The sequence below is a fragment of the Pseudenterobacter timonensis genome (genome assembly GCF_900021175.1).
GTDB classification, from domain to species: domain Bacteria; phylum Pseudomonadota; class Gammaproteobacteria; order Enterobacterales; family Enterobacteriaceae; genus Enterobacter; species Enterobacter timonensis.
Map to the genome: position 1 here is coordinate 1,276,783 of NZ_FCOP01000011.1, position 25,545 is coordinate 1,302,327.

Consider the following 25,545-nt stretch of genomic DNA (forward strand, 5'->3'; position numbering starts at 1 on the left):
GCATGAACTATCGTCTTATTCCGGTTACCGCGTTCTCCCAGAACTGTTCGCTGATCTGGTGTGAAGAGACCCGACTGGCCGCGCTTGTCGATCCCGGCGGTGACGCCGAAACGATCAAACAAGAAGTCGCAGCGTCCGGCGTGACGCTGATGCAAATTTTGCTGACCCATGGTCATCTTGATCATGTGGGGGCGGCGGCGGAACTGGCGCAACATTACGGCGTGCCGGTGATCGGCCCGGAAAAAGAGGATGAGTTCTGGCTACAGGGGCTGCCTGCCCAAAGCCGTATGTTTGGTCTCGACGAGTGTCAGCCGCTGACGCCCGATCGCTGGCTGAAAGAAGGGGAGAGCGTGAGCGTAGGAAATGTCACGCTAGAGGTGTTACATTGCCCAGGCCATACTCCCGGCCATATTGTCTTTTTTGATGCCCGGTCGCGTTTGCTGATCTCCGGCGACGTGATATTTAAAGGCGGCGTGGGGCGCAGCGACTTTCCGCGCGGCGACCATGGCGCGCTGATCCAGTCGATTAAACAGAAGCTGTTGCCGTTAGGCGATGATGTGACGTTTATTCCTGGACACGGTCCGCTCTCCACGCTGGGCTACGAGCGCCTGCACAATCCCTTCCTGCAGGATGAGATGCCCATCTGGTAATACGCCATGAATAAAAAAGCCTGCATGATGCAGGCTTTTTTGTAGGTCGGGGAGCGATTACAGCACGGCGACGATCGCTTCGCACAGCGGCGCCATGTTGTCCGGGGTCATGCCCGCTACGTTCACACGGCCCGATGCCACCGCATAGACGCCAAACTCTTCACGCAGACGCAGCACCTGCTCTTTGGTCAGGCCGCTGAACGAGAACATCCCGTTCTGACGGATGATAAAGCTGAAGTCGCGATTGGCCCCTTTCTCCGCCAGCGTATTGACGAACAGCTGACGCATGCGCTGGATGCGCTGGCGCATATCGTTCAGTTCCTGCTCCCAGATGGCGCGCAGGGCGTCGTTGCTGAGAATGGTCGCGACCACGGAAGCGCCGTGTGCCGGCGGGTTGGAGTAGTTCGCGCGAATCACGGATTTCATCTGGCTGAAGGCGCGATCGACCGTCTCTGTATCGGCCGCCACCAGCGTGCAGGCGCCCACGCGCTCGTTGTAAAGGCCAAAGTTCTTGGAGTAGGAGCTGGCGACAATCAGCTCTTTATGGACGGCTGCAAAGGCGCGCAGGCCCTCGGCATCCTCTTCCAGACCGCGGGCAAAGCCCTGGTAGGCAAAGTCGAACAGCGGCAGCCAGCCTTTTTCAACCGACAGTTTCGCCAGCTGCTCCCACTGCGCAAGCGTCGGGTCAATACCCGTTGGGTTGTGGCAGCAGCCGTGGAACAGCACCACGTCGCCCGCCTGCGCTTCGTTCAGGCTTGCCAGCAGGCCGTCAAAGTCCAGCGCATGGTTGGCCGCGTCATAATAAGTGTATTCGCGCACCTCCAGACCCGCGGAGTTAAAGACGCCCTTATGGTTCGGCCAGCTTGGGTTGCTTACCCAGACGCGCTTCACATCGGTGTTTTTAGCCAGGAAATCCGCCGCGACGCGCAGGGCGCCGGTACCGCCAGGGGTTTGCGCAGTGCGGGCGCGCTTATCGCTGACGATAGCGCTGCCTTTACCGAAGAGCAGTTCCTGGGTGCAACGACCAAATTCCGGGATACCATCAATGCCCAGGTAGTTCTTGGTGGTTTCATTTTCCAGCAGATACTGCTCAGCTTTTTTAACGCTGGTCAGTACCGGAGTTTTGCCGGTTTCATCTTTATATACACCAATACCCAGGTTGATTTTTCCGGGGCGATCGTCGGCACGAAACAGATCGGCCAGGCCCAGAATTGGGTCGGCAGGAGCGGCGGTAATGTTCTCAAACATGACGAAGTTCCATTGTGATTACAGAAGTGAAATCCGCTATCAGGTTAACGGTGAATTTACAAAATGCCAACCGTTTGCGAGAAAAAGCGTGCGGCTTTTCAAAAGACGCTATTTTTCGCTTTCAGACATAAAAAAAACAGGGCCGAAGCCCTGTTTCTTAAGCATGTCGTGCGGTTCTGATTAGAACTGGTAGGTCACGCCCACGGCAGCCATATCGTTGTTGCCGTTGATGCCGCCAACTTCAGAGGTGTACGCGTCGTCTTCATCCAGCAGGTTGATGTAGTAGTCAGCCCACACGTTGAAGTTCTTGTTGAAGTAGTAAGTCGCGCCAACCTGGATGAACTTCGCCAGATCCGCATCGCCACCGTCGAAGCTGCCAACCGGAGAGAGATCTTTACCTTTGGTCTGCACGTAGGAGATAGCCGGACGCAGGCCGAAGTCGAACTGGTACTGAGCAACCAACTCTACGTTCTGAGTTTTGTTAGCAAAACCGGCGTCGCCGTCGCTACCGGTACGGGTGGTGTTACGGGTTTCTGCGTAGGTGGCCGCCAGGTAGATGTTGTTGGCGTCATATTTCAGACCCACACCCCAGGCTTCCGCTTTATCGCCTTTACCATCTTCTTTCTGATCCAGAGTACGGTTTGCGTTGCTGTAGGAAGCGATAGCGCCAAAGCCTTCAGCGAAGTCATAGCCCAGAGAGTAACCTACGCCGTCACCGTTAGAGGTGTAGACGTTGTCACGGTCGTTTTTGCCCTGGTACTGTACGCCCAGGCTCAGACCGTCAACCAGACCGAAGAAATCGCTGTTGCGGTAGGTCAGCAGACCGGTACCACGGCTGGTCATGTAGTTGTCAACGTAGTTGCCAGCCCAGGTCATACCGGAGAAGGATGGCGCCATATCGGTGTAAGAACCTACGTCGTAGACGATACCGTAGTTACGACCGTAGTCGATGCTGCCCGCGTCGCCTGCTTTCAGGCCCGCGAATGCCAGACGGTTTTTGTTGGACTGCGCGGTGTTTTCAGCCTGGTTCGCCATGAAGCGGTATTCCCACTGGCCGTAACCGATCAGCTGATCGTTGATCTGAGTTTCGCCTTTGAAACCGATCTGCGCGTAGGTCGCGTCGTTGTTAGAGGTGTCATCCCCGGAGGTCACGAAATCGTGTTCGGCGTTAACTTTGCCGTAAAAATCCAGCTTGTTACCGCTCTTGTTGTAGATTTCTGCAGCGTTAGCTGCGCCCGCTACCAGCAGGGCAGGGATAACCACTGCCAGAATATTGCGCTTCATCATTATTTATTACCCTCATTGGTTTTTTTATGACACTCGCCACTGCCGCCAATAAATTCTGTCAATAAATATTTCCGGAACCATTGATGAGAGTTTGGTGTCTTTTTGTGTCTGACAGGCATCTTTCCATTCCACTAAGCGTTTCGCTACCCGGAAAGTGCTACAAACATAAAGATTAAGTAACAAAAAGAAATTATATGTAAGAATTTATGTAATTTATGGAACTTTGTGAACTAACTCAAACTTCAGAACCAATCGCTTAATAAACAGCCGTTCTTTATTCTATCTATATGAAATGCCTATCTTTAATTTGGATAAAGGTTTTTCATATTAACGGCGGCTAAACAGGTGATCTTTTCTTATAGCGCTATTTGGCCGTCCGGAAGGCTTATAAATTGTTCGAATTTTGTGCTAAAGCTTGAGGAAAGTATTAGGCGCAAGGAGAGTAGGGATTATTTTTCTTAAAAAGATGTTTCGTGGAAATAAAAGGTAACAGCTGGAGCTTTTGGCGGGGTTGCACTTTTAATATTTTGACTTTCAACTGACATTGATTGACATTGCAGCATAAAATAATGGCCAGCAGAGGCTGGCCATGGATGAAGCACGATTAGAAAGTTGCGTTGCGCGGCGTACGCGGGAAGGGGATTACGTCACGTACGTTCTGAACGCCGGTGACATAGGCGATCAAACGCTCGAAGCCCAGGCCAAAGCCGGAGTGCGGAACGGTGCCGTAACGGCGCAGATCGCGGTACCACCAGTAGTCTTCTTTATTGAGACCCATTTCTGCCATGCGGGCATCCAGCACGTCCAGACGTTCTTCACGCTGGGAACCGCCGATAATCTCCCCGATGCCAGGCGCCAGGACATCCATCGCGGCAACGGTTTTGCCGTCATCGTTAAGACGCATGTAGAACGCCTTGATATCTTTCGGGTAGTTTTTCACAACGACCGGCGCTTTGAAGTGTTTCTCGGCGAGATAACGTTCATGCTCGGAGGCGAGATCCACACCCCAGTAGACCGGGTTTTCGAACTTCTCACCGCATTTTTCGAGGATGGCTACCGCATCGGTATAATCCACCTGAGCGAAATCAGCTGAGACGAAACGTTCCAGACGCGCTACCGCATCGCTGTCCACGCGCTCGGCGAAGAATTTCATGTCATCCGCGCGCTCGTCGAGCACCGCTTTAAAGACATACTTCAGCATCGCTTCCGCCAGACCGGCGACATCATCCAGGTTGGCGAACGCCACTTCCGGCTCCAGCATCCAGAACTCTGCCAGATGGCGGCTGGTGTTAGAGTTTTCTGCGCGGAAAGTCGGCCCGAAGGTGTAGACCTTAGAGAGCGCACAGGCGTAGGTTTCACCGTTGAGCTGGCCTGACACGGTCAGGAAGGACTCTTTGCCAAAGAAATCTTTGTCGTAGTCCACTTTACCTTCCGGCGTGCGCGGCAGGTTTTCCATATCCAGCGTAGAGACGCGGAACATTTCGCCCGCACCTTCCGTATCGGAGGCGGTGATCAGCGGCGTGGAGACCCAGAAGTAGCCCTGCTCATCGAAGAAACGGTGCAGCGCCTGCGCCAGGGTGTGACGTACGCGGGCGACCGCGCCAATCAGGTTGGTACGCGGACGCAGGTGCGCCACTTCACGCAGATACTCGATGCTGTGGCGTTTGGCCGCCATCGGATAGGTATCAGGATCTTCCACCCAGCCAGTGACCTCCACCTGGGTGGCCTGGATTTCAAAGCTCTGGCCCTGGCCCGGCGAGGCGACGACTTTCCCGGTCACGATAACCGAGCAGCCGGTGGTCAGATGCAGAACGTCATCATTGTAATTGGGCAGAGAATTATTAATGACGGCCTGTACAGGATCAAAGCAGGAACCGTCATAGACGGCGAGGAAGGAGATGCCAGCTTTAGAATCTCGGCGAGTACGCACCCATCCGCGCACGGTGACTTCTTGGTCAACGGCGACACGGCCCTGGAGTACGTCGGCTACAGGCACAACGCTCATAATATTCTCTCTGTTAATAGTCGGAAAAAATAAACACTTGTCCGCCCTCATCGGGGGGATATCTATGTTACCTGGCATCCGCGAGCAGACAAGCAGATTTCGCAGGGAAAAGCGAAGAAATCAGAAATAAATAAGAGAGGGGAGCGCGCTTAGCACTCCCCGGGAAGGTTAGCTCGCTTTTTTGACCTGCGGCAGATCGAACGCTTCACGCAGGGCGCGCACGAACGCTTTGTCATGGCAGATGGTTTTGCCCGGGCTGTCGGAGAGTTTCGCGACCGGCTTACCGTTACATTCCACCAGTTTAATGACGATATTTAGCGGTTTGACCTGCGGCAGATCGCAGGTGAGACGGGTACCGATCCCAAAGCTGAGATTAATGCGGGAGGAGAAGTGGCGATAGAGCGCGACCGCCTTGTTAAGATCCAGGTTATCGGAAAATACCAGCACTTTGGTGAGCGGATCGATGCCCAGCTTTTCATAATGGGCGATCGCCTTCTCGCCCCATTCCACCGGATCGCCGGAGTCGTGGCGCAGCCCCTGATAGCGGGTGGCAAATTCCGGCCCGAAGTCGCGTAAAAACGCATCCATGGTAATGCAGTCGGTCAGGGCGATGCCGAGTCTGTCGGGATACTCCTCAAGCCACGCGGCGAGCGCCGCCCGCTGGCTGGTCGCCAGGTCAGGGCTGATCTGCTGGTGCGCCTGGAACCATTCGTGGGCCTGCGTCCCCATCGGCGTCAGGTTGAGGCGGCGCGCCAGATCGTAATTACTGGTGCCGACAAACCACGGCTCCTGCTGCAGGCGTTCAACAATCGCCTGCTGAACCTCGCGCGAAAAACGGCGGCGGGTGCCAAAATCCATCAGACGGAAGCGGGACATATCCAGCGTTCCGGTCAGCCGGGCGAAATCAGCCAGCTTGCTTTCAAGGGTGGCGAGCGCCTGATCCACGCCGGTTTCCGGCGTGCGGAAGCGGTGTACCAGCTCGCTAATTACCGCCAGCAGGGGAACCTCCCACATGATCACTTCGCGCCACGGGCCAGCCAGACGGATATTGAGTTTGCCGTTATCGTTGCTGACGGTGACCTGCGCCGGGTTATAGCGGAAGTCGCGCAGAAAGGCCAGGTAGTCGGGTTTAAAGAAAGGCAGACCGGAGAGCCACTGGAACTCGTTATCCTGAAGCGTCAGATGCTGCATGGCATCGACCTGTTCACGAATAGCGTCAGCATAAATGCCGAGCAGATCGTCACCGCGGCAGCGAAATTCAGCCGCTACCTCTACGTCATAGTAATGGTGAAAAACGGCTTGCTGCATGTGCAGTTTATACGCATCGGTATCCAGCAACGTATGCAGAACAGGAGAAGCGAATTGTGTCATAGGTGCCCGGTAGCATCCTCATACGGGAGCGTTTAGTACATTAAACAACTACAGAAACCGCTGAAGTATACCTTGTTTAGCGATTTATTGAACCCCGATCACATCATAAGCTGTTCTGATGGTCGAGCGCATTTTGTGCCAGTGTTATACAAATGTAGCAAAAAAAGAGTTTGTGCCTGAAAAGATGAAGATTCTGCGTAGCGCGATCTACACAACAGGAATAGACTGGATTCGTTATTCGACAACGATGCATAAGGTTTTCTATGACACAACAGCCTCAAGCCAAATACCGCCACGACTACCGTGCGCCGGCGTACCTGATTAGCGATATCGATCTGACTTTTGACCTGGATGCCACTAAAACCGTTGTAACCGCCGTCAGTCAGGTGACGCGACAAGGGGCAGCCGATCTCCCGCTGCGCCTGGATGGGGAGGAGCTGACGCTGGTTTCTCTGCAGGTTAACGATGAAGCCTGGACCGACTATAAAGAAGAAGAGAACCAGCTGGTCATCAGCAATCTGCCGGATCGCTTTAGCCTGCGCATCGTGACCCAAATCAGCCCCGCGGCTAACACCGCGCTGGAGGGGCTTTATCAGTCAGGCGAGGCGCTCTGCACCCAGTGTGAAGCGGAAGGGTTCCGCCACATCACCTGGTATCTGGATCGCCCGGACGTGCTGGCGCGTTTTACCACCAAAATTATTGCCGACAAAACCAAATACCCGTTCCTGCTCTCTAACGGCAACCGCGTGGCGGAAGGGGAGCTGGAGAATGGCCGCCACTGGGTGCAGTGGCAGGACCCGTTCCCGAAGCCGTGCTATCTCTTTGCGCTGGTGGCGGGCGATTTCGACGTGCTGCGCGACACCTTCACCACCCGTTCCGGTCGTGAAGTGGCGCTGGAGCTGTTTGTCGATCGCGGCAATCTGGATCGCGCGCCCTGGGCGATGACCTCCCTGAAAAACTCCATGAAGTGGGACGAAGAGCGCTTTGGTCTGGAGTACGATCTCGACATCTATATGATCGTCGCCGTCGACTTCTTCAATATGGGAGCGATGGAGAACAAAGGGCTGAACATCTTTAACTCCAAATATGTGCTGGCCCGTACCGATACCGCCACCGATAAAGATTATCTCGATATCGAACGGGTTATCGGCCACGAATATTTCCACAACTGGACCGGCAACCGCGTCACCTGCCGCGACTGGTTCCAGCTGAGCCTGAAAGAGGGCTTAACGGTATTCCGCGACCAGGAGTTCAGCTCTGACCTCGGCTCGCGTGCGGTGAACCGCATCAACAACGTGCGCACCATGCGTGGGTTGCAGTTTGCGGAGGACGCCAGCCCGATGGCGCATCCGATTCGCCCAGATAAGGTGATCGAGATGAACAACTTCTACACCCTGACCGTCTATGAAAAAGGGGCAGAGGTGATCCGCATGATGCACACCCTGCTGGGAGAGGAGAACTTCCAGAAAGGAATGCAGCTCTACTTTGAGCGTCACGACGGCAGCGCGGCGACCTGCGACGATTTCGTGCAGGCGATGGAAGATGCCTCCAATGTCGATCTCTCCCATTTCCGCCGCTGGTACAGCCAGGCGGGGACGCCGATCGTCTCGGTGAAGGATGATTACAATCCGGAATCCGAACAATATAGCCTGACCATCAGCCAGCGCACGCCGCCGACCGCCGAGCAGGAGGAGAAGCTGCCGCTGCATATCCCGTTCAGCATTGAGCTGTATGATAACGAAGGCAACGTTATCCCGCTGCAGAAGGGCGGCCATCCGGTGCATAACGTACTCAACGTCACCCAGGCGGAGCAGACCTTTATCTTTGACAAGGTCTATTTCCAGCCGGTGCCTGCGCTGCTGTGCGAATTTTCTGCCCCGGTGAAGCTGGAGTACAAATGGAGCGATCAGCAGCTCACCTTCCTGATGCGCCATGCGCGCAACGACTTCTCCCGCTGGGATGCCGCCCAGAGCCTGCTGGCGACCTACATTAAGATTAACGTCAACCGCCACCAGCAGGGCCAGCCGCTGTCGCTGCCGGTGCATGTGGCTGACGCCTTCCGCGCTATTCTGCTGGATGAGAAAATCGACCCGGCGCTGGCGGCGGAGATCCTGACGCTGCCTTCCGCAAACGAGATTGCCGAGCTGTTTGAGATCATCGATCCGATTGCCATCGTGACGGTGCGCGAAGCGCTGACCCGCACCCTGGCGACCGAGCTGGCGGACGAGTTCCTGGCGATCTATAACGCCAACAAGCTGGACGGCTACCGCGTGGAGCATGCCGATATCGGTAAACGCTCCCTGCGTAACACCTGCCTGCGCTATCTGGCCTTTGGCGACGCTGAACTGGCCGATCGCCTGGTGAGCAAGCAGTATCACGAAGCGGATAACATGACCGACGCGCTGGCGGCGCTGTCGGCGAGCGTGGCGGCGGAACTGCCGTGCCGCGACACCCTGATGCAGGAGTATGACGACAAGTGGCATCAGGATGGTCTGGTGATGGATAAGTGGTTCATTCTGCAATCCACCAGCCCGGCAGCCGATGCGCTGAGCAAGGTGCGCAGCCTGTTGACGCATCGCTCCTTCACCCTGAGCAACCCGAACCGTGTTCGTTCGCTGATTGGCGCCTTCGCCAGCGCCAACATGGCGGCCTTCCATGCGGAGGATGGCAGCGGCTATCAGTTTATGGTGGAGATGCTGACCGAGCTGAACCGCCGTAACCCGCAGGTAGCGTCACGCCTGATCGAACCGCTGATCCGTCTCAAGCGTTACGATGAGAAGCGTCAGGGGATGATGCGCGCCGCGCTGGAGCAGCTGAAAGGGCTGGAGAATCTTTCGGGTGATCTGTTCGAGAAGATTACGAAAGCGTTAGCCTGACAGGTCCTCTCCGTGCCGGATAAGGCGAGGGCCCGGTAGCGCGATGCTTACCGGGCCTGCCGGGGCAGTACTCTCTGTAGGCCGGGCAAGCGTCAGCGCCGCCCGGCTTTTTTTATCCGTGCCTGCGGGCAGGTAATTCGCCTGCGCCACGCTGCATTACCCGCTCCAGTACCTGCGCCTCCAGTTCAGCCAGCCTCGCGGAGCCAGTCCGGCGCGGACGCGGCAGATCCACCGCCACATCCAGGCCAATTTTTCCCTCTTCGATCAGCAAAACCCTGTCCGCCATCGCTACCGCCTCGCTCACATCGTGCGTTACCAGCAGCACCGTAAAGCCGTGGGTTTGCCACAGGGAGGCGATCAAATCCTGCATCTCAATGCGCGTCAGGGCGTCGAGCGCGCCGAGCGGCTCATCAAGCAGCAGCAGGCCCGGGCGGTGGATCAGCGCCCTGGCGAGCGCCACGCGCTGTTTCTGCCCGCCGGAGAGCGCGGCGGGCCATTCACCGGCGCGGTGCTCCAGCCCGGCGCGGTGCTCCAGCCCCACCGAAGCCAGCGCCTGCGCCGCCGCCGGCCGCCACTCTCCCTTCAGGCCGAGCCCCACATTATCAATCACCGTTTTCCATGGCAGCAGGCGCGCCTCCTGAAACATCATGCGCGTATCCTCCTGGAGTTCGGCAAGCGGCGTCGTACCCGCCAGTAGCTCGCCGCCGTTGGGGGATTCCAGCCCGGCGAGCAGGCGCAGGAGGGTGCTCTTTCCGCCGCCGCTGCGCCCGACGACAGCAACAAACTGCCCGGCGGGAATATGCAGATCGAGCCCGTTAAGCACCGTTGTGGCGCCGTAGCGTTTGGTGACGCCGTTGAGCAGCAGCGGCGTCCCCTGGTTTAAGCGAGCGGTATTCATACGTTAGCCTCCTTAAGGGAGTAAGCCGGGTTCCAGCGCAGCCAGCTGCGCTCCAGCCACTGGGCGCTAAGATCGGCCAGCTTGCCGAGCAGGGCGTAGAGGATAATCGCCACCACGACGACATCCGTTTGCAGGAACTCGCGCGCGTTCATGGCGAGATAGCCGATACCGGCATTAGCGGAGATGGTCTCCGCCACGATAAGCGTCAGCCACATCAGACCCAGGGCAAAGCGTATTCCCACCATAATTGAGGGCAGGGCGCCGGGCAGGATCACATGGATAAACAGAGCGAATCCCGACAGCCCGTAGCTGCGCGCCATCTCCACCAGCCCGCGATCGATATTGCGGATCCCGTGCCAGGTGTTGATATAGATGGGGAACAGCGTCCCCAGCGCCACGAGAAAGATTTTTGCGGTTTCATCAATGCCGAACCACAAAATCACCAGCGGGATCAGCGCCAGATGCGGCACGTTGCGCAGCATCTGAATGGAGGTATCCAGCAGCCTTTCGCCCCAGCGCGACAGGCCGCTTATCAGCCCCAGCGTCAGGCCGATGGCGCCGCCAATGGAAAAACCGATGAACGCGCGCCAGGCGCTGATCGTCAGATGTTGCCAGAGTTCGCCGCTGACGCTCAGTGACCAGAACGCCTCCACCACCCCCTCGGGAGAGGGGAGAATGCGGCTGGAGAGCCAGCCGGTGGCGGAGGCAACCTGCCAGATCGCGACGATAGCGGCGGGCAAAAGCCAGGGGGCAATGCGCAGCAGCCATTTACGGGAAGGATTTGTCATCCGCGCCTCCTTAGCTTTGCGCCACGCGGCGCGGGATAAATTCGTTAGCCACCGCTTCGCCCTGCTGCTGAAGCTGGCGCGGCTGCGGCACCTCGGGTATAGCCACGTCAAGATGCGGGAAAAGCAGTTCCCCCACCCGGAGAGCCTCTTCCAGATGGGGATAGCCGGAGAGGATAAAGCTGTCGATGCCCAGCGCCGCGTAGTCATTGATACGCGCCGCCACGGTCGGGCCATCGCCCACCAGCGCGGTGCCTGCGCCGCCGCGCACCAGCCCCACGCCCGCCCAGAGGTTGGGGCTAATCTCCAGATTTTCCCGCTTGCCGTTATGCAGCGAGGCCATCCGGTGCTGGCCGACGGAGTCGGTTTTGGCCAGCGCCGCCTGCGCTTTGGCAATGGTGGCGTCATCCAGATGGGAGATCAGGCGATCGGCGGCCTGCCAGGCCTCTTCGTTAGTTTCACGCACAATGACGTGCAGACGGATGCCGAAACGCACCGTACGCCCGAGCGCGGCCGCTTTAGCGCGCACCTGCTCAATCTTCTCTTTTACCAGCTCCGGCGGCTCGCCCCAGGTCAGATAGAGATCGACCTGTTCTGCGGCCAGATCCTGCGCCACGTCTGACGATCCGCCAAAGTAGAGCGGCGGACGCGGCTGTTGCACCGGAGGAAAGAGCAGTTTCGCCCCACGCACATGAATATGCTTGCCCTCGAAATCCACCGTCTCACCCTCCAGCAGACGACGCCACACGCGAGTAAACTCGGCGGAGGCTTCGTAACGCTCGGTGTGATCGAGGAAGACACCGTCGCCCGCCAGCTCCTGCGGATCGCTGCCTGTCACCAGGTTAAACAGCGCGCGGCCGTTGGAGAGACGATCCAGCGTGGCGGCCTGGCGCGCCGCCACGGTAGGGGAGGTGACGCTGGGGCGCAGCGCCACCAGAAACTTCAGACGCTGGGTCACCGGGATCATGGAGGCGGCGACCAGCCAGGCATCCTCGCAGGAGCGACCTGTCGGGATCAGCACGCCGGTAAAGCCGAGCCTGTCAGCCGCCTGCGCAATCTGCTGCAGATAGCCATGGTCGACCGGGCGGGCGCCCTGTTCCGTCCCCAGATAGTGTCCGTCGCCGTGGGTCGGTAAAAACCAGAAGAGATTCAGGTTCATGATTTCGCTCCTTTTTGAAGTGTGGGTTGCCAGATGCGCTCGCGAATGGCGATCTTTTTCGGCACAAGGCGATTTTCGTAAAACAGATCGGCGGTCTGCTGCTGGCGCGCGGCCGTGTCTGCATCAACCGGTTTAATGACGGTGGGCGGGCGGTGATCCAGGTAGCTGCTAATCACCGGCTCAGGTAGCCCCATGGTTTTTGCCAGCAGAGCAATGCTCGCCTGACGCTGGCTCAGGGTGAGGGCGTCCGCCTCGCTGAAGGTATCCAGCACCCCCTGAATAAACGCGCCGTTCTTTTCGGCATAGGGGCGAGCCGCCAGATAGAAAGAGCCGGTCTGCTTCAGGGTTTCGCCATCTTTCAGCACCCTTACGCCCCCCTGCAGCAGCGCGGCCGAGTAGTAGGGGTCCCAGATCGCCCAGGCGTCAACGTTGCCCTGCTGAAAGGCGGCGCGGGCGTCCGCCGGAGTAAGGTAGACCGGCTGGATATCCTTAAAGCTCAGCCCTGCCTGCTGTAAGGCGCGCAGCAGAAGATTGTGCGAACTGGAACCTTTCTGGAACGCCACCTTACGGCCCTTCAGATCCGCCACGCGCTTAATGGGGCTCTTGTCGGCAACCAGAATAACCTCCGCTTTCGGCTTGGGCGGCTCAACGCCCACATAAACCAGATCGGCTCCCGCCGCCTGGGCGAAGATGGGCGGGATATCGCCGGTGCTGCCGAGATCGATGCTGCCGACATTAAGCGCCTCCAGCATCTGCGGCCCGGCGGGGAACTCCACCCATGAAAAGCGGGTGGCGGGATAGCGCTTTTCTAAAAGCTGGTGGCTCTTTGCCAGCACCATGCTGACGCTGCCTTTCTGATAGCCGATGCGCAGGCTGGCGGGGGCAGGTTCGGCGGCGTACGCGAAAGCGGAGAGGGACAAAAGTCCCGCCAGCCCGAGGCGAATAGCGGATTTAAACATGGGCGACTCCCTGCAGGTGGGTAAAGGCGGGGGGCTGCACGGCGCGGCGACGCAGCGCCTGCCAGAAACTCTCCAGCGCTTCGTCAAGGCGGTGCTGCAGATGCGCGCTAAAGCGCGGGCTATGCTGGTACTCCAGCACCTGGGTATCGTCGGCAAAGACGCCGTGCAGGATCTCCTGCGCTTTCAGGGCGCTCAGTACCGGCTTGAGGGCATAATCAACCGCCAGCAGGTGGGCGACGGTGCCGCCTGTCGCCAGGGGGAGCACCACTTTGCCTGCCAGCGCGCGCTCCGCCAGCAGGTCGAGCAAGGTTTTCAGCGCGCCGGAAAAGCTGGCTTTGTAGACAGGTGTAGCCACGATCAGCCCATCCGCCGTCTCAAGTTGTTCAGAGAGCGCCTTCAGCGCCGGGCTGTCGAAGCGGGCATAAAGCAGATCTTCCGGCGCAAAGTTGTGAAGATTCCAGTGGCACACCTCGACGTCGCGGGCGCTTAGCTGTTCGCGGGCATATTCCAGCAGGGCGCTGGAGCGGGAAGGGAAGCGCGGGCTTCCGGCCAACGTAATGACGCGCATAGACTCTCCTTATAACTATTAGTTTGCTTTTGCCTGACATTCATAACCATTGTTCGAAGTGTGACACCGCAGGCCTGTTCCACTAAATGATTTATCTGAGATACCAAAGCCAGAAATCGCATAAGAAAGCAGCGGAAAAGAAAACGATTGCGTTTCGACCGCTTTTTTTGCCGCAGGTCAATTCCTTTTCCCGGCGGGATCGCCCATAATCCCCTCCCGGTTTGCACACCGGGAATCCAGGAGAGTTCATGTACTACCCCTTCGTTCGTAAAGCCCTTTTCCAGCTCGACCCCGAGCGCGCTCATGAATTGACCTTTCAGCAATTGCGCCGTATTACCGGCACCCCTCTTGAAGCGCTGGTGCGCCAGAAGGTGCAGGCAAAACCGGTTCAGTGCATGGGGTTAACCTTTAAGAATCCGCTGGGCCTGGCGGCCGGGCTGGACAAAAATGGCGAGTGCATTGATGCGCTGGGCGCGATGGGGTTTGGCGCCATTGAAATCGGCACCGTCACGCCGCGCCCGCAGCCGGGTAACGACAAGCCGCGCCTCTTCCGTCTGGTGGAAGCCGAAGGGCTCATCAACCGCATGGGCTTCAATAACCTGGGCGTCGATCATCTGGTGGAGAACGTTAAAAAAGCCCATTTCGACGGCGTGCTGGGGATCAATATCGGCAAAAATAAAGATACGCCGGTAGAAAAAGGCAAAGATGACTATCTGATTTGTATGGAGAAAATCTATGCCTATGCGGGTTATATCGCCATCAATATCTCCTCGCCCAATACCCCGGGGCTGCGCACGTTACAATATGGCGAGGCGCTGGACGATCTGCTGAGCGCCATTAAAAATAAGCAGCAGGCGCTGCAGGCCACCCACCATAAATATGTCCCGGTCGCGGTAAAAATCGCCCCGGATCTTTCTCATGAGGAATTGATTCAGGTAGCGGACAGCTTAATTCGCCATAATATCGATGGTGTGATTGCCACCAATACCACCCTCGATCGTTCCCTGGTTCAGGGGATGCAGTATTGTAACGAAACGGGAGGACTCAGCGGGCGTCCGGTGCAGTTAAAAAGTACCGAAATTATTCGGGCATTAGCTGTGGAATTAAATGGCCGTTTACCCATTATTGGCGTGGGGGGCATTGATTCAGTTATCGCCGCGCGTGAGAAGATGGCCGCTGGCGCCAGCCTCGTGCAGATCTATTCAGGCTTCATTTTCAAAGGCCCGCCGCTGATTAAAGAGATCGTTAACTTTATCTAGCCAGGTCGCTAAACAGACGGCCAGGGGTTTATTTCCATCCCTGGTTGTTTTATATTCCCTCCCTGTTGCTTATTTAGACATGATGGTCTTTTATTATTGATGTAGTAAGCGAAGCGGCAATAAGGACATTTTCTGAACAGGATGTTTAAACGGGGAGGTGAGGGCCAATGCGAATTAAACCTGACGATAACTGGCGCTGGTATTATTGCGAAGAACACGATCGCATGATGCTCGATCTCGCCAATGGTATGCTTTTTCGCTCCCGTTTTGCGCGCCGAATGCTGACGCCGGACGCCTTTGCGCCGTCGGGCTTTTGCGTGGATGACGCCGCCCTCTACTTCTCCTTCGAAGAGAAATGCCGCGATCTTCAGCTTTCGAAAGAGCAGCGTGCTGAACTGGTGCTCAATGCGCTGGTGGCTATCCGCTTCCTGAAACCCCAGATGCCCAAAAGCTGGCATTTTATGGCCCACGGCGCGCCGTGGACGCCCGCTCCTGGCGATGCCGCCTGCGTTAATCTGAGCGATACCGCCGAAGAGGTAAGTCTGCTGGTGGTGGAGCCGGGCGAAAATGCCGCGCTTTGCCTGCTGGCCCAGCCCGGCGTGGTGATTGCCGGGCGTACCATGCAGTTGGGGGATGCAATTAAGGTGATGAACGATCGGCTCAAGCCGCTACCGATCGCCGAATCTTACCGTTTCGAACAGGCCGTTTAAGGCTCCAGCCGTAGTGAAGTCGCCGGCACGCAGCTGCAGCAGAGGATGGTGCCATCGTTGCCCACCGCCGACTGTTTCAGCGCGCTGACCTCTCCCTCAACCAGCCTGACGCGACAGCATCCGCAAATACCCGCCCGACAGGAGTAAGGCACCCGGATCCCGGCCTGCTCAAGCTGTTCCAGCAAAACCTGCTGATTATTACCGCGTATCACCTGGCCCTGCCATTCGATATCCACCGTTGCGCTCGGCTGCGTTTCACGCTCGACAGGTTCGCTCTCTTCGCCTGGCCCGTAAACTTTAGCCGGGGCGGTAGCGAGAACTTCGATCTCATCGCCAACGCGGATCACGCCGCTGGAACGAGGAATAAGGTTCTGCCCAAAATCCACGTTGCCGTTATCCTGCGCGGTGCGAAACGACTGCAGCGTTTTGAGCGGCTCGCCGGCGGGATGTTTTTGCCCTTTTTCCGGGCTGATGGTGGTCAAAATACAGCGGCTGCACGGTTTGGCTACGTCAAATATGACGCTGCCGATGCGGATCGTTTTCCAGGTATCCTCCTCCCATGCCTGCGCGCCGGTGACCACCAGATTCGGGCGAAACTGCTCCATCTGAACGCTGGCGGGGCAGCGGTGTTGCAAATCCCGCAGGGAGGCTTCGTTAGTCAGCAGGAAAGGGAAGCCGTCGGCGAAAGAGAGGGGCACCGCCTCGAAGCGCTTCACGCGGCGGGTCAACTGCGGCCCGACCCAGCGCAGCTGCACATCGCGGGCGAAAAAGCCGCTCAGCCAGCGGTTGATCTCCTCGGGGGCAATGCGGGCGGTGAAGTGGTTGCCCCAGACTTCAGTGGGGGCATCGACGGCGGCGAAATCGCTGAAGCGGACGACAACGCTTGAGCCGTCCGGCGCGGTCAGATGCAGCCCGTCGTGCAGCGGCGCCGGGAAAAAGCGAACCATCTGCGGATACTGCCGGGCGGTAATAAAGGTGCCGTCAGTTTCCGTCACCATAAAAATACGATCGAAGGCAAAACCGCTAAAATCGGCCAGCGCATGCGTCAGGCCAATCCCGCGCATCGATTTAACCGGATGGATGAAAAGCCTGGATAAAGTCGGCATCGTATTCTCCCTTCGATGAAAATAAGCCCTCAACTTTATGACATACACCGGAGATTGGCTATAATGCGCAGCAATTTTCTTAGAGTAAAAGTGACGATATGAATTCTCTGTTTGCCAGTACGGCCCGTGGGCTGGAAGAGCTGTTAAAAACTGAACTGGAAGGAATGGGCGCGCAGGCGTGCCAGGTGGTTCAGGGTGGTGTCCATTTTGAGGGCGACACGCGGCTTATTTACCAGAGCCTGATGTGGAGCCGTCTCGCCTCGCGCATCATGATGCCGCTGGGAGCCTGTAAGGTCTACAGCGATCTTGATCTCTATCTCGGCGTGCAGGCGATTGACTGGACAGAGATCTTCGCGCCAGGCGCTACCTTTGCCGTCCATTTTAACGGGCTGAACGACGAAATCCGCAACAGCCAGTACGGGGCGCTGAAGGTGAAAGATGCCATCGTCGACAGCTTCACCCGTAAAAATCTGGAGCGTCCTAATGTGGATCGCGAAAGCCCTGACCTGCGGATTAACGTCTGGCTTAATAAAGAGACGGCGAATATCTCGCTGGATCTGAGCGGCGAAGGGCTGCATCTGCGCGGCTATCGCGATCGCACCGGCATGGCGCCAATCAAAGAGAACCTCGCGGCGGCAATCGTCATGCGCTCCGGCTGGCAGCCGGGCACGCCGCTGCTCGATCCGATGTGCGGCTCCGGCACGCTGCTGATTGAAGCGGCGATGTGGGCCACCGACCGGGCGCCGGGCCTGCACCGCGGCCACTGGGGCTTTGGCGGCTGGGCGCAGCACGACGAGGCTATCTGGAAAGAGGTCAAAGCCGAAGCGCAAACCCGCGCGCGCAAGGGGCTTGCCGACTACGGCTCCCGCTTCTACGGCTCCGACAGCGACGCTCGCGTCATTGAACGCGCGCGCAGCAACGCCCGCCGCGCCGGAATTGGCGAGCTGATCGACTTTGAGGTAAAGGATGTGGCGCAGCTGACCAATCCGCTGCCGAAAGGGCCTTACGGCACCGTGATCAGCAACCCGCCCTACGGGGAGCGTCTGGACAGTGAACCGGCGCTGATTGCCCTGCACAGCCTGCTGGGGCGCAACCTGAAGGATCGCTTTGGCGGCTGGAACCTGTCGCTGTTTAGCGCCTCGCCGGAGCTGTTAAGCTGCCTGCAGCTGCGCGCCGAGCGTCAATTCAAGGCGAAAAACGGCCCGCTGGACTGCGTGCAGAAGAACTACCATCTGGCGGAGAAAGAGGGCGACAGCCGTCCTGCCACGGTGGCGGAAGATTACGCCAACCGTCTGCGCAAAAACGTGAAGAAATTTGAAAAGTGGGCGAAGCAGGAGGGGATTGAGTGCTATCGCCTCTACGACGCCGACCTGCCGGAGTATAACGTGGCGGTTGACCGCTACGCTGACTGGATCGTGGTGCAGGAGTATGCGCCGCCGAAAACCGTCGATGCGCAAAAAGCGCGTCAGCGTCTGCTGGATATTATCGCCGCCACCATCAACGTGCTGGGCATCGCCCCCAACAAGCTGGTGCTGAAAACCCGCGAACGACAGAAAGGGAAAAACCAGTACCAGAAGATGAACGAGAAGGGGGATTTCATCGAAGTGGGCGAATATAACGCCCGCCTGTGGGTGAACCTGACCGACTATCTTGATACCGGTCTGTTCCTTGACCACCGTATCGCCCGTCGTATGCTGGGGCAGATGAGCAAAGGGAAAGATTTCCTCAACCTCTTCTCCTATACCGGCAGCGCCAGCGTTCATGCGGGGCTCGGCGGCGCGCGTTCCACTACCACGGTGGATATGTCGCGCACCTATCTGGAGTGGGCGGAGCGCAACCTGCGGCTTAACGGCCTGACCGGACGTCAGCATCGCCTGATGCAGGCCGACGTGCTGGGCTGGCTGCGGGACACCGATGAACAGTTCGACCTGATCTTTATCGATCCGCCGACCTTCTCCAACTCCAAGCGTATGGAAGAGACCTTTGACGTTCAGCGCGATCACCTGCGCCTGATGACCGATCTCAAGCGTCTGCTGCGCAAGGGGGGAACGATCATGTTCTCAAACAACAAACGCGGTTTCCGCATGGATCACGACGGGCTGGCAGCGCTTGGGCTGAAGGCACAAGAGATTAGCCAAAAAACCCTCTCTCAGGATTTTGCCCGTAACCGTCAGATCCATAACTGCTGGCTGATTACCGCAGCCTGAAAGGAATAACAGATGTCACTGATTAGTATGCACGGCGCCTGGCTCTCCTTTAGCGACGCGCCGCTTCTTGATAACGCAGAGCTGCACATCGAGGACAACGAGCGCGTCTGTCTGGTAGGGCGCAACGGCGCGGGTAAATCGACGCTCATGAAGATCCTCAACCGCGAACAGGGGCTGGACGACGGGCGCATCGTTTACGAGCAGGATCTGATTGTATCCCGCCTGCAGCAGGACCCGCCGCGTAACGTGGCGGGCAGCGTGTACGATTTTGTCGCCGAGGGGATTGAAGAGCAGGCGGAGTACCTGAAACGCTATCACGAGATCTCCCATCTGGTGATGAGCGATCCGAGCGACAAAAACCTCAACGAGATGGCCCGCGTACAGGAGCTGCTCGACCACCACGGCCTGTGGCAGCTGGAGAATCGTATTAACGAGGTGCTGGCGCAGCTCGGGCTGGAAGCCGATACGCCGCTCGCCTCGCTCTCGGGCGGCTGGCTGCGTAAGGCGGCGCTGGGCCGCGCGCTGGTCAGCGGGCCGAAGGTGCTGCTGCTCGACGAACCGACTAACCACCTGGATATCGAAACTATCGACTGGCTGGAAGGGTTCCTGAAATCCTTTAGCGGCACCATTATCTTCATCTCCCATGACCGTTCGTTTATCCGCAACATGGCGACCCGCATCGTCGACCTCGATCGCGGCAAGCTGGTGACCTATCCGGGGGATTACGACACCTACCTGCTGGAAAAAGAGGAGAACCTGCGGGTAGAAGAGCTGCAAAACGCCGAGTTTGATCGCAAGCTGGCGCAGGAAGAGGTGTGGATCCGCCAGGGCATCAAGGCGCGTCGTACCCGTAACGAAGGGCGCGTGCGCGCGCTTAAAGCGATGCGCCGCGAGCGCAGCGAACGCCGGGAAGTGATGGGTAGCGCGAAGATGCAGGTGGAAGAGGCCTCCCGCTCCGGCAAAATCGTCTTTGAGATGGAAAACGTCAACTACCAGGTCAACGGCAAAGTGCTGGTAAACGATTTTTCCGCGCAGGTTCAGCGCGGCGATAAAATCGCGCTCATCGGTCCGAACGGCTGCGGTAAAACCACCCTGCTGAAGCTGATGCTGGGCCAGCTGAAGGCGGACAGCGGGCGCATTCACTGCGGTACCAAGCTGGAGGTCGCCTATTTTGACCAGCATCGCGCCGAGCTTGATCCTGACAGAACGGTGATGGATAACCTGGCCGAGGGCAAGCAGGAGGTGATGGTCAACGGCAAGCCGCGCCACGTGCTGGGCTATCTGCAGGACTTTCTCTTCCACCCGAAACGGGCGATGACCCCGGTGCGGGCGCTGTCGGGCGGGGAGCGTAACCGTCTGCTGCTGGCGCGTCTGTTCCTTAAGCCCAGCAATCTGCTGATCCTCGATGAACCGACCAACGATCTCGATGTCGAAACGCTGGAGCTGCTGGAAGAGTTGATTGATGGCTATCAGGGTACCGTGATGCTGGTCAGCCACGATCGTCAGTTTGTGGATAATACCGTCACCGAGTGCTGGATCTTTGAAGGCCAGGGCCGTATCGGGCAGTATGTCGGCGGCTACCACGACGCGCGCGGTCAGCAGGCGCAGTCTCTGGCGCAAAAGCAGCCGAAAGCGAAAGAGAGCGTCGCGACCCCTGCGGTAAAAGCAGAAAGTGTCAAAAAATCAACGACCAAACTAAGCTATAACCTGCAGCGCGAACTGGAAGGCTTACCGCAGCGGCTTGAAGAGCTGGAGGCCGCGCTTGAGGCGTTACAAAGTCAGGTCGCCGATGCCTCATTCTTTAGTCAGCCGCACGACTATACTCAAAAAATACTGGCAGAGCTTGCCCAGGCCGAGCAGGCGCTGGAAGAGGCTTTTGAGCGGTGGGAGTACCTTGAGTCTCTGAAAAATGGCGCGTAAACAGGAACCTCTATGTGTGATCAGCACCATGCCGACCGGCATATACTGTGTTCGCAATGCGATCTGCTCGTGGCGTTGCCCGAGCTTGGGCAGGGAGAGCGGGCGGAATGCCCGCGCTGCGGCGCGACGCTGACCACCCGCTGGGATGCTCCCCGACAACGTCCCACCGCCTATGCGGTGGCGGCGCTGTTCATGCTGCTGCTCTCCAACCTCTTTCCGTTCGTCAACATGAAAGTGGGCGGAATGACCAGCGAAGTAAAGCTGCTTGAGATCCCTGCCGTCCTCTTCTCAGAAGATTACGCCAGCCTCGGCACTTTCTTTCTGCTCTTCGTGCAGATAGTGCCGGCGCTCTGTCTGGCGATCATTCTGCTGCTGGTCAACCGGGTACAGATGCCGGTTGTGCTTAAAGCCCGTCTCGCCCGCATCCTTTTCCTGCTGAAAAGCTGGGGAATGGCGGAGATTTTCCTGGCGGGGATCTTGGTGAGTTTCGTTAAGCTGATGGCCTATGGCGACATTGGCATCGGCAGCAGTTTTATCCCCTGGTGTCTCTTCTGTATCGTGCAGCTTCGCGCCTTTCAGTGCGTGGACCGCCGCTGGGTGTGGGACGATATTGCCCCCGCGCCGGTGCTGACACAGCCATTGAAGGTGGGCGTCGCGGGGATCCGTCAGGGGCTGCGCTCCTGCGCCTGCTGTACCGCGGTGCTGCCGGCCGACACTGCGGTTTGCCCGCGCTGCCTGACCAAAGGAGATGTGCGACGTAAAAATAGCCTGCAGTGGACGATGGCGCTGCTGGTGACCTCCCTGATGCTCTATCTGCCCGCCAATATTTTGCCGATCATGATCACCGATCTGCTCGGCGATAAGATGCCCTCGACCATCCTGGCGGGGGTCATTTTGCTCTGGGGAGAAGGCTCCTACCCGGTGGCAATGGTGATTTTTATCGCCAGCATCATGGTGCCGACCCTCAAAATGATCGCCATCGCCTGGCTTTGCTGGGATGCGAAAGGGCACGGCAGGCGCGATAGCGAGCGCATGCACCTTATTTATGAAGTGGTTGAGTTTGTTGGTCGCTGGTCGATGATCGACGTGTTTGTAATAGCCGTACTCTCTGCGCTGGTGCGTATGGGAGGGCTGATGAGTATTTATCCCGCGATGGGAGCGCTGATGTTTGCGCTGGTCGTTATTATGACGATGTTTGCGGCCATGACCTTCGACCCTCGGTTATCGTGGGATCGTGAGCCAGATTCAAGCCATGAGGAAAGATAAGAGCATGGAAAATAAGAGTGGAGAGGCCAAAGTGCAGAAGGTCAGAAACTGGTCGCCGGTGTGGATTTTTCCCATCGTAACCGCCCTGATCGGCGCATGGATCCTGTTTTATCATTATAGTCACCAGGGACCGGTGGTGACGCTGATCACCAACAACGCCGAAGGCATCGAAGGGGGTAAAACCCCCATCAAGAGCCGAAGCGTTGATGTGGGCGTAGTGGAGAGCGCGACCCTTACCGACGATCTGACCCATGTGGAGATCAAAGCTCGTCTGCGTGCCGGCATGGAAAAGCTGCTGCATGGCGACTCGGTGTTTTGGGTGGTGAAGCCGCAGGTCGGGCGTGAGGGAATTAGCGGCCTCGGCACGCTGCTTTCCGGCGCCTATATTGAACTTCAGCCTGGGACGAAGGGTGCCCAGCCCCCACAGTATCAGCTGCTTGACTCCCCTCCGCTGGCGCCGCCGGATGCAAAGGGGATCCGCGTGATTCTGGAGAGTAAAAAAGCGGGCCAGCTCTCTCCGGGTGACCCGGTGTTGTTCCGTGGCTATCGCGTCGGCTCGGTTGAAACCAGCACCTTTGACGCGCAGAAACGGACCATCCGCTATCAGCTCTTTATTAATGCGCCAAACGATCGTCTGGTGACCAGCAACGTGCGCTTCTGGAAAGACAGCGGTATCGCGGTTGATCTTACCTCTGCCGGGATGCGCGTGGAGATGGGGTCGCTGTCGACGCTCTTTGGCGGCGGCGTTAGCTTCGACGTGCCGGAAGGGCTGGAGCTGGGGCAGCCGGTCGCAGAAAAAACAGAGTTCCCGCTCTATAACGATCAGAAAAGTATTCAGGATGCGCTCTATACCGATCATATCGACTATCTGATGTTCTTTAAAGATTCCGTTCGCGGCCTGCAACCGGGCGCGCCGGTAGAGTTTCGCGGCATTCGTCTGGGAACCGTGGGTCAGGTGCCGTTCTTCGTGCCGGGGCTGCGTCAGGTGCTGGACGATGATTACCGTATCCCGGTGCTGATCCGCATCGAGCCTGAGCGCCTGATCAATAAAGTGGGCGTGGAGACCGACATTGGTACCCACATCACCGATCTGATGAAGCGCGGGCTGCGCGGCTCGCTCAAAACCGGCAACCTGGTAACCGGCGCGCTCTACGTGGATATGGACTTTTACCCGAAAGCGCCGCCGATTACCGGTATGCGTGAGTTTGGCGGTTATAAGATTATCCCGACGGTCAGCAGTGGCCTGGCGCAGATCCAGCAGCGACTGATGGATACTCTGGATAAGATCAACAATCTGCCGCTGAATCCGCTGGTACAGCAGGCGACCAACAGCCTGACGGAAACCCAGGCGACCATGCGCCGTCTGCAAACCACGCTGGATAATCTCAACAGAATCACAGCGAACCAGTCTGTGCAGCAGCTGCCGCAGGATATGCAGAACACGCTGCGCGAGCTGAACCGGAGTATGCAGGGCTTCCAGCCGGGATCGGCAGCCTATAACAAGATGGTGGGGGATATGCAGCGCCTGGATCAGGTTCTGCGCGAGCTTCAGCCGGTTCTGAAAACGCTCAACGAAAAGAGCAACGCGCTGGTATTTGAAGCGAAAGACAAAAAAGATCCTGAGCCGAAGAGGGCAAAAGAATGAAAAAATGGTTATTGATCGCCGGAGCCCTGGCCTTAACGGCCTGCAGCTCAGGCGGTGATAATAAAAGTTACTACCAGCTGCCGATGGCCTCCCAGACCGTCGGGCAGAGCAGCATGGCGCAGTCCAGCCGCCTGCTGTGGGTGGAGCAGGTCAGCGTGCCCGACTATCTGGCGGGCAACGGCGTGGTCTATCAGACCAGCGATGTGCAGTACGTAATTGCCAGCAATAATCTGTGGGCCAGCCCGCTCGACCAGCAGCTACGCAACGCGCTGGTGGCGAACCTGAGCAGCCAGCTGCCGGGTTGGGTGGTCGCCTCCCAGCCGCTGGGTACGCAGCAGGATACGCTTAACGTTAACGTCACGGGCTTTCACGGCCGTTACGATGGCCGGGTGATTGTCAGCGGCGAGTGGCTGCTGAATCACCAGGGACAGCTGATTAAACGTCCGTTCCACGTCGAGCTTAAGCAGCAGCAGGATGGTTATGACGAGATGGTGAAAATGCTGGCGCAGGGATGGGCGCAGGAGGCGGCCTCCATCGCCAGCGAGATTTCCCGACTGCCATAAGTAAATTTCATCGAGCGAGGCCGTAATCAGCCAGAAGCTGATTGCGGCTTTTTTTTCGTTTGGGCTTCAGGTCGTTACTGATACGAGCGAACAATTTTTGTACAAATGAACTTCTGCTTAGTTCACAAATATGACACTGGCGTGAATTTTGCGCATTGACGATGGCAGCGATTCGGGGTATTCGTTACCTGTGATTGCACATTTTGCAACCACTGTTTTCTTTTCCACCAGACCAGAAATGAGGGAAACGAGGCATGAAGAGACAGAAACGAGATCGCCTGGAACGGGCTCATCAACGTGGTTATCAGGCTGGCATCGCCGGACGCTCAAAAGAAATGTGTCCCTATCAATCGCTGAATCAGCGTTCGCAATGGCTGGGAGGCTGGCGAGAAGCCATCGGAGACAGGGTACTTATTGCCTGATACCGTCTCTTTAGAAAAAGAAACCTCCGCGCTGCGGAGGTTTCGCCTTACAGGAGGGCATCCATCAGAATGCAGAGGTGTCCTGGAAGAGGCCAACTTTCAGATCGTTGGCAGTATAGATCAGACGATCGTCGACCAGCACTTCGCCATCCGCCAGGCCCATGATCAGGCGACGGTTAACCACGCGTTTGAAGTGAATACGATAGGTCACTTTTTTCGCAGAAGGCAGTACCTGGCCGGTAAATTTCACTTCACCCACGCCCAGGGCGCGGCCTTTGCCTTCGCCGCCGAGCCAGCCCAGGTAGAAACCGACCAGCTGCCACATGGCATCGAGACCCAGACAGCCCGGCATAACCGGATCGCCGATAAAGTGGCAGCCGAAGAACCACAGGTCCGGGTTGATATCGAGTTCCGCTTCTACGTAACCCTTATCGAAGTTGCCGCCGGTTTCGGTCATTTTCACGACACGGTCCATCATCAGCATGTTCGGTGCCGGCAACTGCGGGCCTTTTGCGCCAAACAGTTCACCGCGACCAGAGGCAAGAAGATCTTCTTTAGTATAGGATTCGCGTTTATCTACCATGTTCTCAGTAAGCCTTATTTTAGTGAAGCACGCAGGATAGCGAACACGTGTACGCTGA

General features: G+C 57.7%; 21 protein-coding genes. 10 read left to right on the forward strand and 11 right to left on the reverse strand.

Annotation, left to right across the window (positions count from 1 at the left end):
• Positions 1–2 precede the first annotated feature (2 nt).
• Positions 3–650, forward strand: coding sequence for an MBL fold metallo-hydrolase (locus BN3796_RS12270; protein ID WP_061708606.1), 648 nt, complete (start codon positions 3–5; stop codon positions 648–650).
• Positions 651–707: 57 nt separating this feature from the next.
• On the opposite strand, the gene aspC is transcribed toward BN3796_RS12270, so the two are convergent.
• From aspC to pncB, 4 genes are all read right to left on the reverse strand, one after another.
• Positions 708–1,898 (reverse strand): aspartate transaminase, encoded by a 1,191-nt coding sequence (aspC, locus tag BN3796_RS12275; protein WP_061708607.1) that lies wholly within the window; start codon positions 1,896–1,898, stop codon positions 708–710.
• A gap of 180 nt (positions 1,899–2,078) precedes the next feature.
• Entirely contained in the window at positions 2,079–3,185 is a 1,107-nt protein-coding gene (locus BN3796_RS12280; protein WP_061708608.1) for a porin, read from the reverse strand.
• Positions 3,186–3,789: 604 nt separating this feature from the next.
• The gene (gene asnS, locus BN3796_RS12285; protein WP_061708609.1) at positions 3,790–5,190 is read right to left on the reverse strand and encodes an asparagine--tRNA ligase; all 1,401 of its coding nucleotides are present in this window, start codon (positions 5,188–5,190) and stop codon (positions 3,790–3,792) included.
• A 168-nt stretch (positions 5,191–5,358) separates the two neighbouring features.
• Positions 5,359–6,561 carry a nicotinate phosphoribosyltransferase gene (pncB, locus tag BN3796_RS12290; RefSeq protein ID WP_061708610.1) on the reverse strand — a complete coding sequence of 401 codons (1,203 nt, stop codon included), beginning with the start codon at positions 6,559–6,561 and terminating at the stop codon, positions 5,359–5,361.
• A gap of 263 nt (positions 6,562–6,824) precedes the next feature.
• Between pncB and pepN the strand changes: the two genes are divergently transcribed.
• Positions 6,825–9,437 carry an aminopeptidase N gene (pepN, locus tag BN3796_RS12295; RefSeq protein WP_061708611.1) on the forward strand — a complete coding sequence of 871 codons (2,613 nt, stop codon included), beginning with the start codon at positions 6,825–6,827 and terminating at the stop codon, positions 9,435–9,437.
• A 112-nt stretch (positions 9,438–9,549) separates the two neighbouring features.
• On the opposite strand, the gene ssuB is transcribed toward pepN, so the two are convergent.
• The 5 genes from ssuB to ssuE are packed head-to-tail and all read right to left on the reverse strand — an operon-like array spanning position 9,550 to position 13,806.
• Entirely contained in the window at positions 9,550–10,335 is a 786-nt protein-coding gene (gene ssuB / locus BN3796_RS12300) for an aliphatic sulfonates ABC transporter ATP-binding protein (protein ID WP_061708612.1), read from the reverse strand.
• Positions 10,332–11,123 carry an aliphatic sulfonate ABC transporter permease SsuC gene (ssuC, locus tag BN3796_RS12305; RefSeq protein ID WP_061708613.1) on the reverse strand — a complete coding sequence of 264 codons (792 nt, stop codon included), beginning with the start codon at positions 11,121–11,123 and terminating at the stop codon, positions 10,332–10,334. Before ssuC ends, ssuB begins: the two co-directional genes overlap by 4 nt.
• 10 nt (positions 11,124–11,133) lie before the next feature.
• Positions 11,134–12,279, reverse strand: coding sequence for an FMNH2-dependent alkanesulfonate monooxygenase (gene ssuD, locus BN3796_RS12310; RefSeq protein WP_061708614.1), 1,146 nt, complete (start codon positions 12,277–12,279; stop codon positions 11,134–11,136).
• Positions 12,276–13,238 carry a sulfonate ABC transporter substrate-binding protein gene (locus BN3796_RS12315; protein ID WP_061708615.1) on the reverse strand — a complete coding sequence of 321 codons (963 nt, stop codon included), beginning with the start codon at positions 13,236–13,238 and terminating at the stop codon, positions 12,276–12,278. The genes ssuD and BN3796_RS12315 overlap by 4 nt, the downstream gene beginning before the upstream one ends.
• A complete protein-coding gene (ssuE, locus tag BN3796_RS12320) occupies positions 13,231–13,806 on the reverse strand; it encodes an NADPH-dependent FMN reductase (protein ID WP_061708616.1) in 576 nt (191 codons plus the stop codon). Before ssuE ends, BN3796_RS12315 begins: the two co-directional genes overlap by 8 nt.
• A gap of 248 nt (positions 13,807–14,054) precedes the next feature.
• Here ssuE and pyrD point away from each other — a divergent pair, with 248 nt between their 5' ends.
• Entirely contained in the window at positions 14,055–15,065 is a 1,011-nt protein-coding gene (gene pyrD / locus BN3796_RS12325; RefSeq protein WP_061708617.1) for a quinone-dependent dihydroorotate dehydrogenase, read from the forward strand.
• A 167-nt stretch (positions 15,066–15,232) separates the two neighbouring features.
• The gene (zapC, locus tag BN3796_RS12330) at positions 15,233–15,775 is read left to right on the forward strand and encodes a cell division protein ZapC (protein WP_061708618.1); all 543 of its coding nucleotides are present in this window, start codon (positions 15,233–15,235) and stop codon (positions 15,773–15,775) included.
• On the opposite strand, the gene BN3796_RS12335 is transcribed toward zapC, so the two are convergent.
• On the reverse strand, positions 15,772–16,881 hold the full coding sequence (locus tag BN3796_RS12335; protein WP_061708619.1) for a YcbX family protein: 1,110 nt from the start codon (positions 16,879–16,881) through the stop codon (positions 15,772–15,774). The two genes, zapC and BN3796_RS12335, sit on opposite strands and share 4 nt — an antisense overlap.
• Positions 16,882–16,979: 98 nt before the next feature.
• Between BN3796_RS12335 and rlmKL the strand changes: the two genes are divergently transcribed.
• The 6 genes from rlmKL (at position 16,980) to rmf (ending at position 24,904) form a co-directional block, all read left to right on the forward strand.
• Entirely contained in the window at positions 16,980–19,088 is a 2,109-nt protein-coding gene (rlmKL, locus tag BN3796_RS12340) for a bifunctional 23S rRNA (guanine(2069)-N(7))-methyltransferase RlmK/23S rRNA (guanine(2445)-N(2))-methyltransferase RlmL (RefSeq protein WP_061708620.1), read from the forward strand.
• Between the two features lie 12 nt (positions 19,089–19,100).
• Positions 19,101–21,008: an ABC transporter ATP-binding protein gene (locus BN3796_RS12345; RefSeq protein ID WP_061708621.1), complete on the forward strand. Its 1,908-nt coding sequence runs from the start codon at positions 19,101–19,103 to the stop codon at positions 21,006–21,008.
• Positions 21,009–21,020: 12 nt separating this feature from the next.
• The gene (gene pqiA, locus BN3796_RS12350) at positions 21,021–22,274 is read left to right on the forward strand and encodes a membrane integrity-associated transporter subunit PqiA (protein WP_061708622.1); all 1,254 of its coding nucleotides are present in this window, start codon (positions 21,021–21,023) and stop codon (positions 22,272–22,274) included.
• 4 nt (positions 22,275–22,278) lie between these two features.
• On the forward strand, positions 22,279–23,919 hold the full coding sequence (pqiB, locus tag BN3796_RS12355) for an intermembrane transport protein PqiB (protein WP_061708623.1): 1,641 nt from the start codon (positions 22,279–22,281) through the stop codon (positions 23,917–23,919).
• Positions 23,916–24,482, forward strand: a complete 567-nt coding sequence (gene pqiC / locus BN3796_RS12360) for a membrane integrity-associated transporter subunit PqiC (protein WP_061708624.1) — start codon at positions 23,916–23,918, stop codon at positions 24,480–24,482. Before pqiB ends, pqiC begins: the two co-directional genes overlap by 4 nt.
• Positions 24,483–24,736: 254 nt before the next feature.
• A complete protein-coding gene (gene rmf / locus BN3796_RS12365) occupies positions 24,737–24,904 on the forward strand; it encodes a ribosome modulation factor (RefSeq protein ID WP_061708625.1) in 168 nt (55 codons plus the stop codon).
• Between the two features lie 64 nt (positions 24,905–24,968).
• Here the strand turns inward: rmf and fabA are convergent, their stop codons facing one another.
• Positions 24,969–25,487: a bifunctional 3-hydroxydecanoyl-ACP dehydratase/trans-2-decenoyl-ACP isomerase gene (fabA, locus tag BN3796_RS12370; RefSeq protein ID WP_061708626.1), complete on the reverse strand. Its 519-nt coding sequence runs from the start codon at positions 25,485–25,487 to the stop codon at positions 24,969–24,971.
• Between the last annotated feature and the right edge of the window lie 58 nt (positions 25,488–25,545).

Excerpts from the sequence above, each read along its gene's own strand:
- BN3796_RS12270 (WP_061708606.1), top strand. The coding sequence starts at position 3 with ATGAACTATCGTCTTATTCCGGTTACCGCGTTCTCCCAGAACTGTTCG.
- aspC (WP_061708607.1), bottom strand. The coding sequence starts at position 1,898 with ATGTTTGAGAACATTACCGCCGCTCCTGCCGACCCAATTCTGGGCCTG.
- BN3796_RS12280 (WP_061708608.1), bottom strand. The coding sequence starts at position 3,185 with ATGATGAAGCGCAATATTCTGGCAGTGGTTATCCCTGCCCTGCTGGTA.
- asnS (WP_061708609.1), bottom strand. The coding sequence starts at position 5,190 with ATGAGCGTTGTGCCTGTAGCCGACGTACTCCAGGGCCGTGTCGCCGTT.
- pncB (WP_061708610.1), bottom strand. The coding sequence starts at position 6,561 with ATGACACAATTCGCTTCTCCTGTTCTGCATACGTTGCTGGATACCGAT.
- pepN (WP_061708611.1), top strand. The coding sequence starts at position 6,825 with ATGACACAACAGCCTCAAGCCAAATACCGCCACGACTACCGTGCGCCG.
- ssuB (WP_061708612.1), bottom strand. The coding sequence starts at position 10,335 with ATGAATACCGCTCGCTTAAACCAGGGGACGCCGCTGCTGCTCAACGGC.
- ssuC (WP_061708613.1), bottom strand. The coding sequence starts at position 11,123 with ATGACAAATCCTTCCCGTAAATGGCTGCTGCGCATTGCCCCCTGGCTT.
- ssuD (WP_061708614.1), bottom strand. The coding sequence starts at position 12,279 with ATGAACCTGAATCTCTTCTGGTTTTTACCGACCCACGGCGACGGACAC.
- BN3796_RS12315 (WP_061708615.1), bottom strand. The coding sequence starts at position 13,238 with ATGTTTAAATCCGCTATTCGCCTCGGGCTGGCGGGACTTTTGTCCCTC.
- ssuE (WP_061708616.1), bottom strand. The coding sequence starts at position 13,806 with ATGCGCGTCATTACGTTGGCCGGAAGCCCGCGCTTCCCTTCCCGCTCC.
- pyrD (WP_061708617.1), top strand. The coding sequence starts at position 14,055 with ATGTACTACCCCTTCGTTCGTAAAGCCCTTTTCCAGCTCGACCCCGAG.
- zapC (WP_061708618.1), top strand. The coding sequence starts at position 15,233 with ATGCGAATTAAACCTGACGATAACTGGCGCTGGTATTATTGCGAAGAA.
- BN3796_RS12335 (WP_061708619.1), bottom strand. The coding sequence starts at position 16,881 with ATGCCGACTTTATCCAGGCTTTTCATCCATCCGGTTAAATCGATGCGC.
- rlmKL (WP_061708620.1), top strand. The coding sequence starts at position 16,980 with ATGAATTCTCTGTTTGCCAGTACGGCCCGTGGGCTGGAAGAGCTGTTA.
- BN3796_RS12345 (WP_061708621.1), top strand. The coding sequence starts at position 19,101 with ATGTCACTGATTAGTATGCACGGCGCCTGGCTCTCCTTTAGCGACGCG.
- pqiA (WP_061708622.1), top strand. The coding sequence starts at position 21,021 with ATGTGTGATCAGCACCATGCCGACCGGCATATACTGTGTTCGCAATGC.
- pqiB (WP_061708623.1), top strand. The coding sequence starts at position 22,279 with ATGGAAAATAAGAGTGGAGAGGCCAAAGTGCAGAAGGTCAGAAACTGG.
- pqiC (WP_061708624.1), top strand. The coding sequence starts at position 23,916 with ATGAAAAAATGGTTATTGATCGCCGGAGCCCTGGCCTTAACGGCCTGC.
- rmf (WP_061708625.1), top strand. The coding sequence starts at position 24,737 with ATGAAGAGACAGAAACGAGATCGCCTGGAACGGGCTCATCAACGTGGT.
- fabA (WP_061708626.1), bottom strand. The coding sequence starts at position 25,487 with ATGGTAGATAAACGCGAATCCTATACTAAAGAAGATCTTCTTGCCTCT.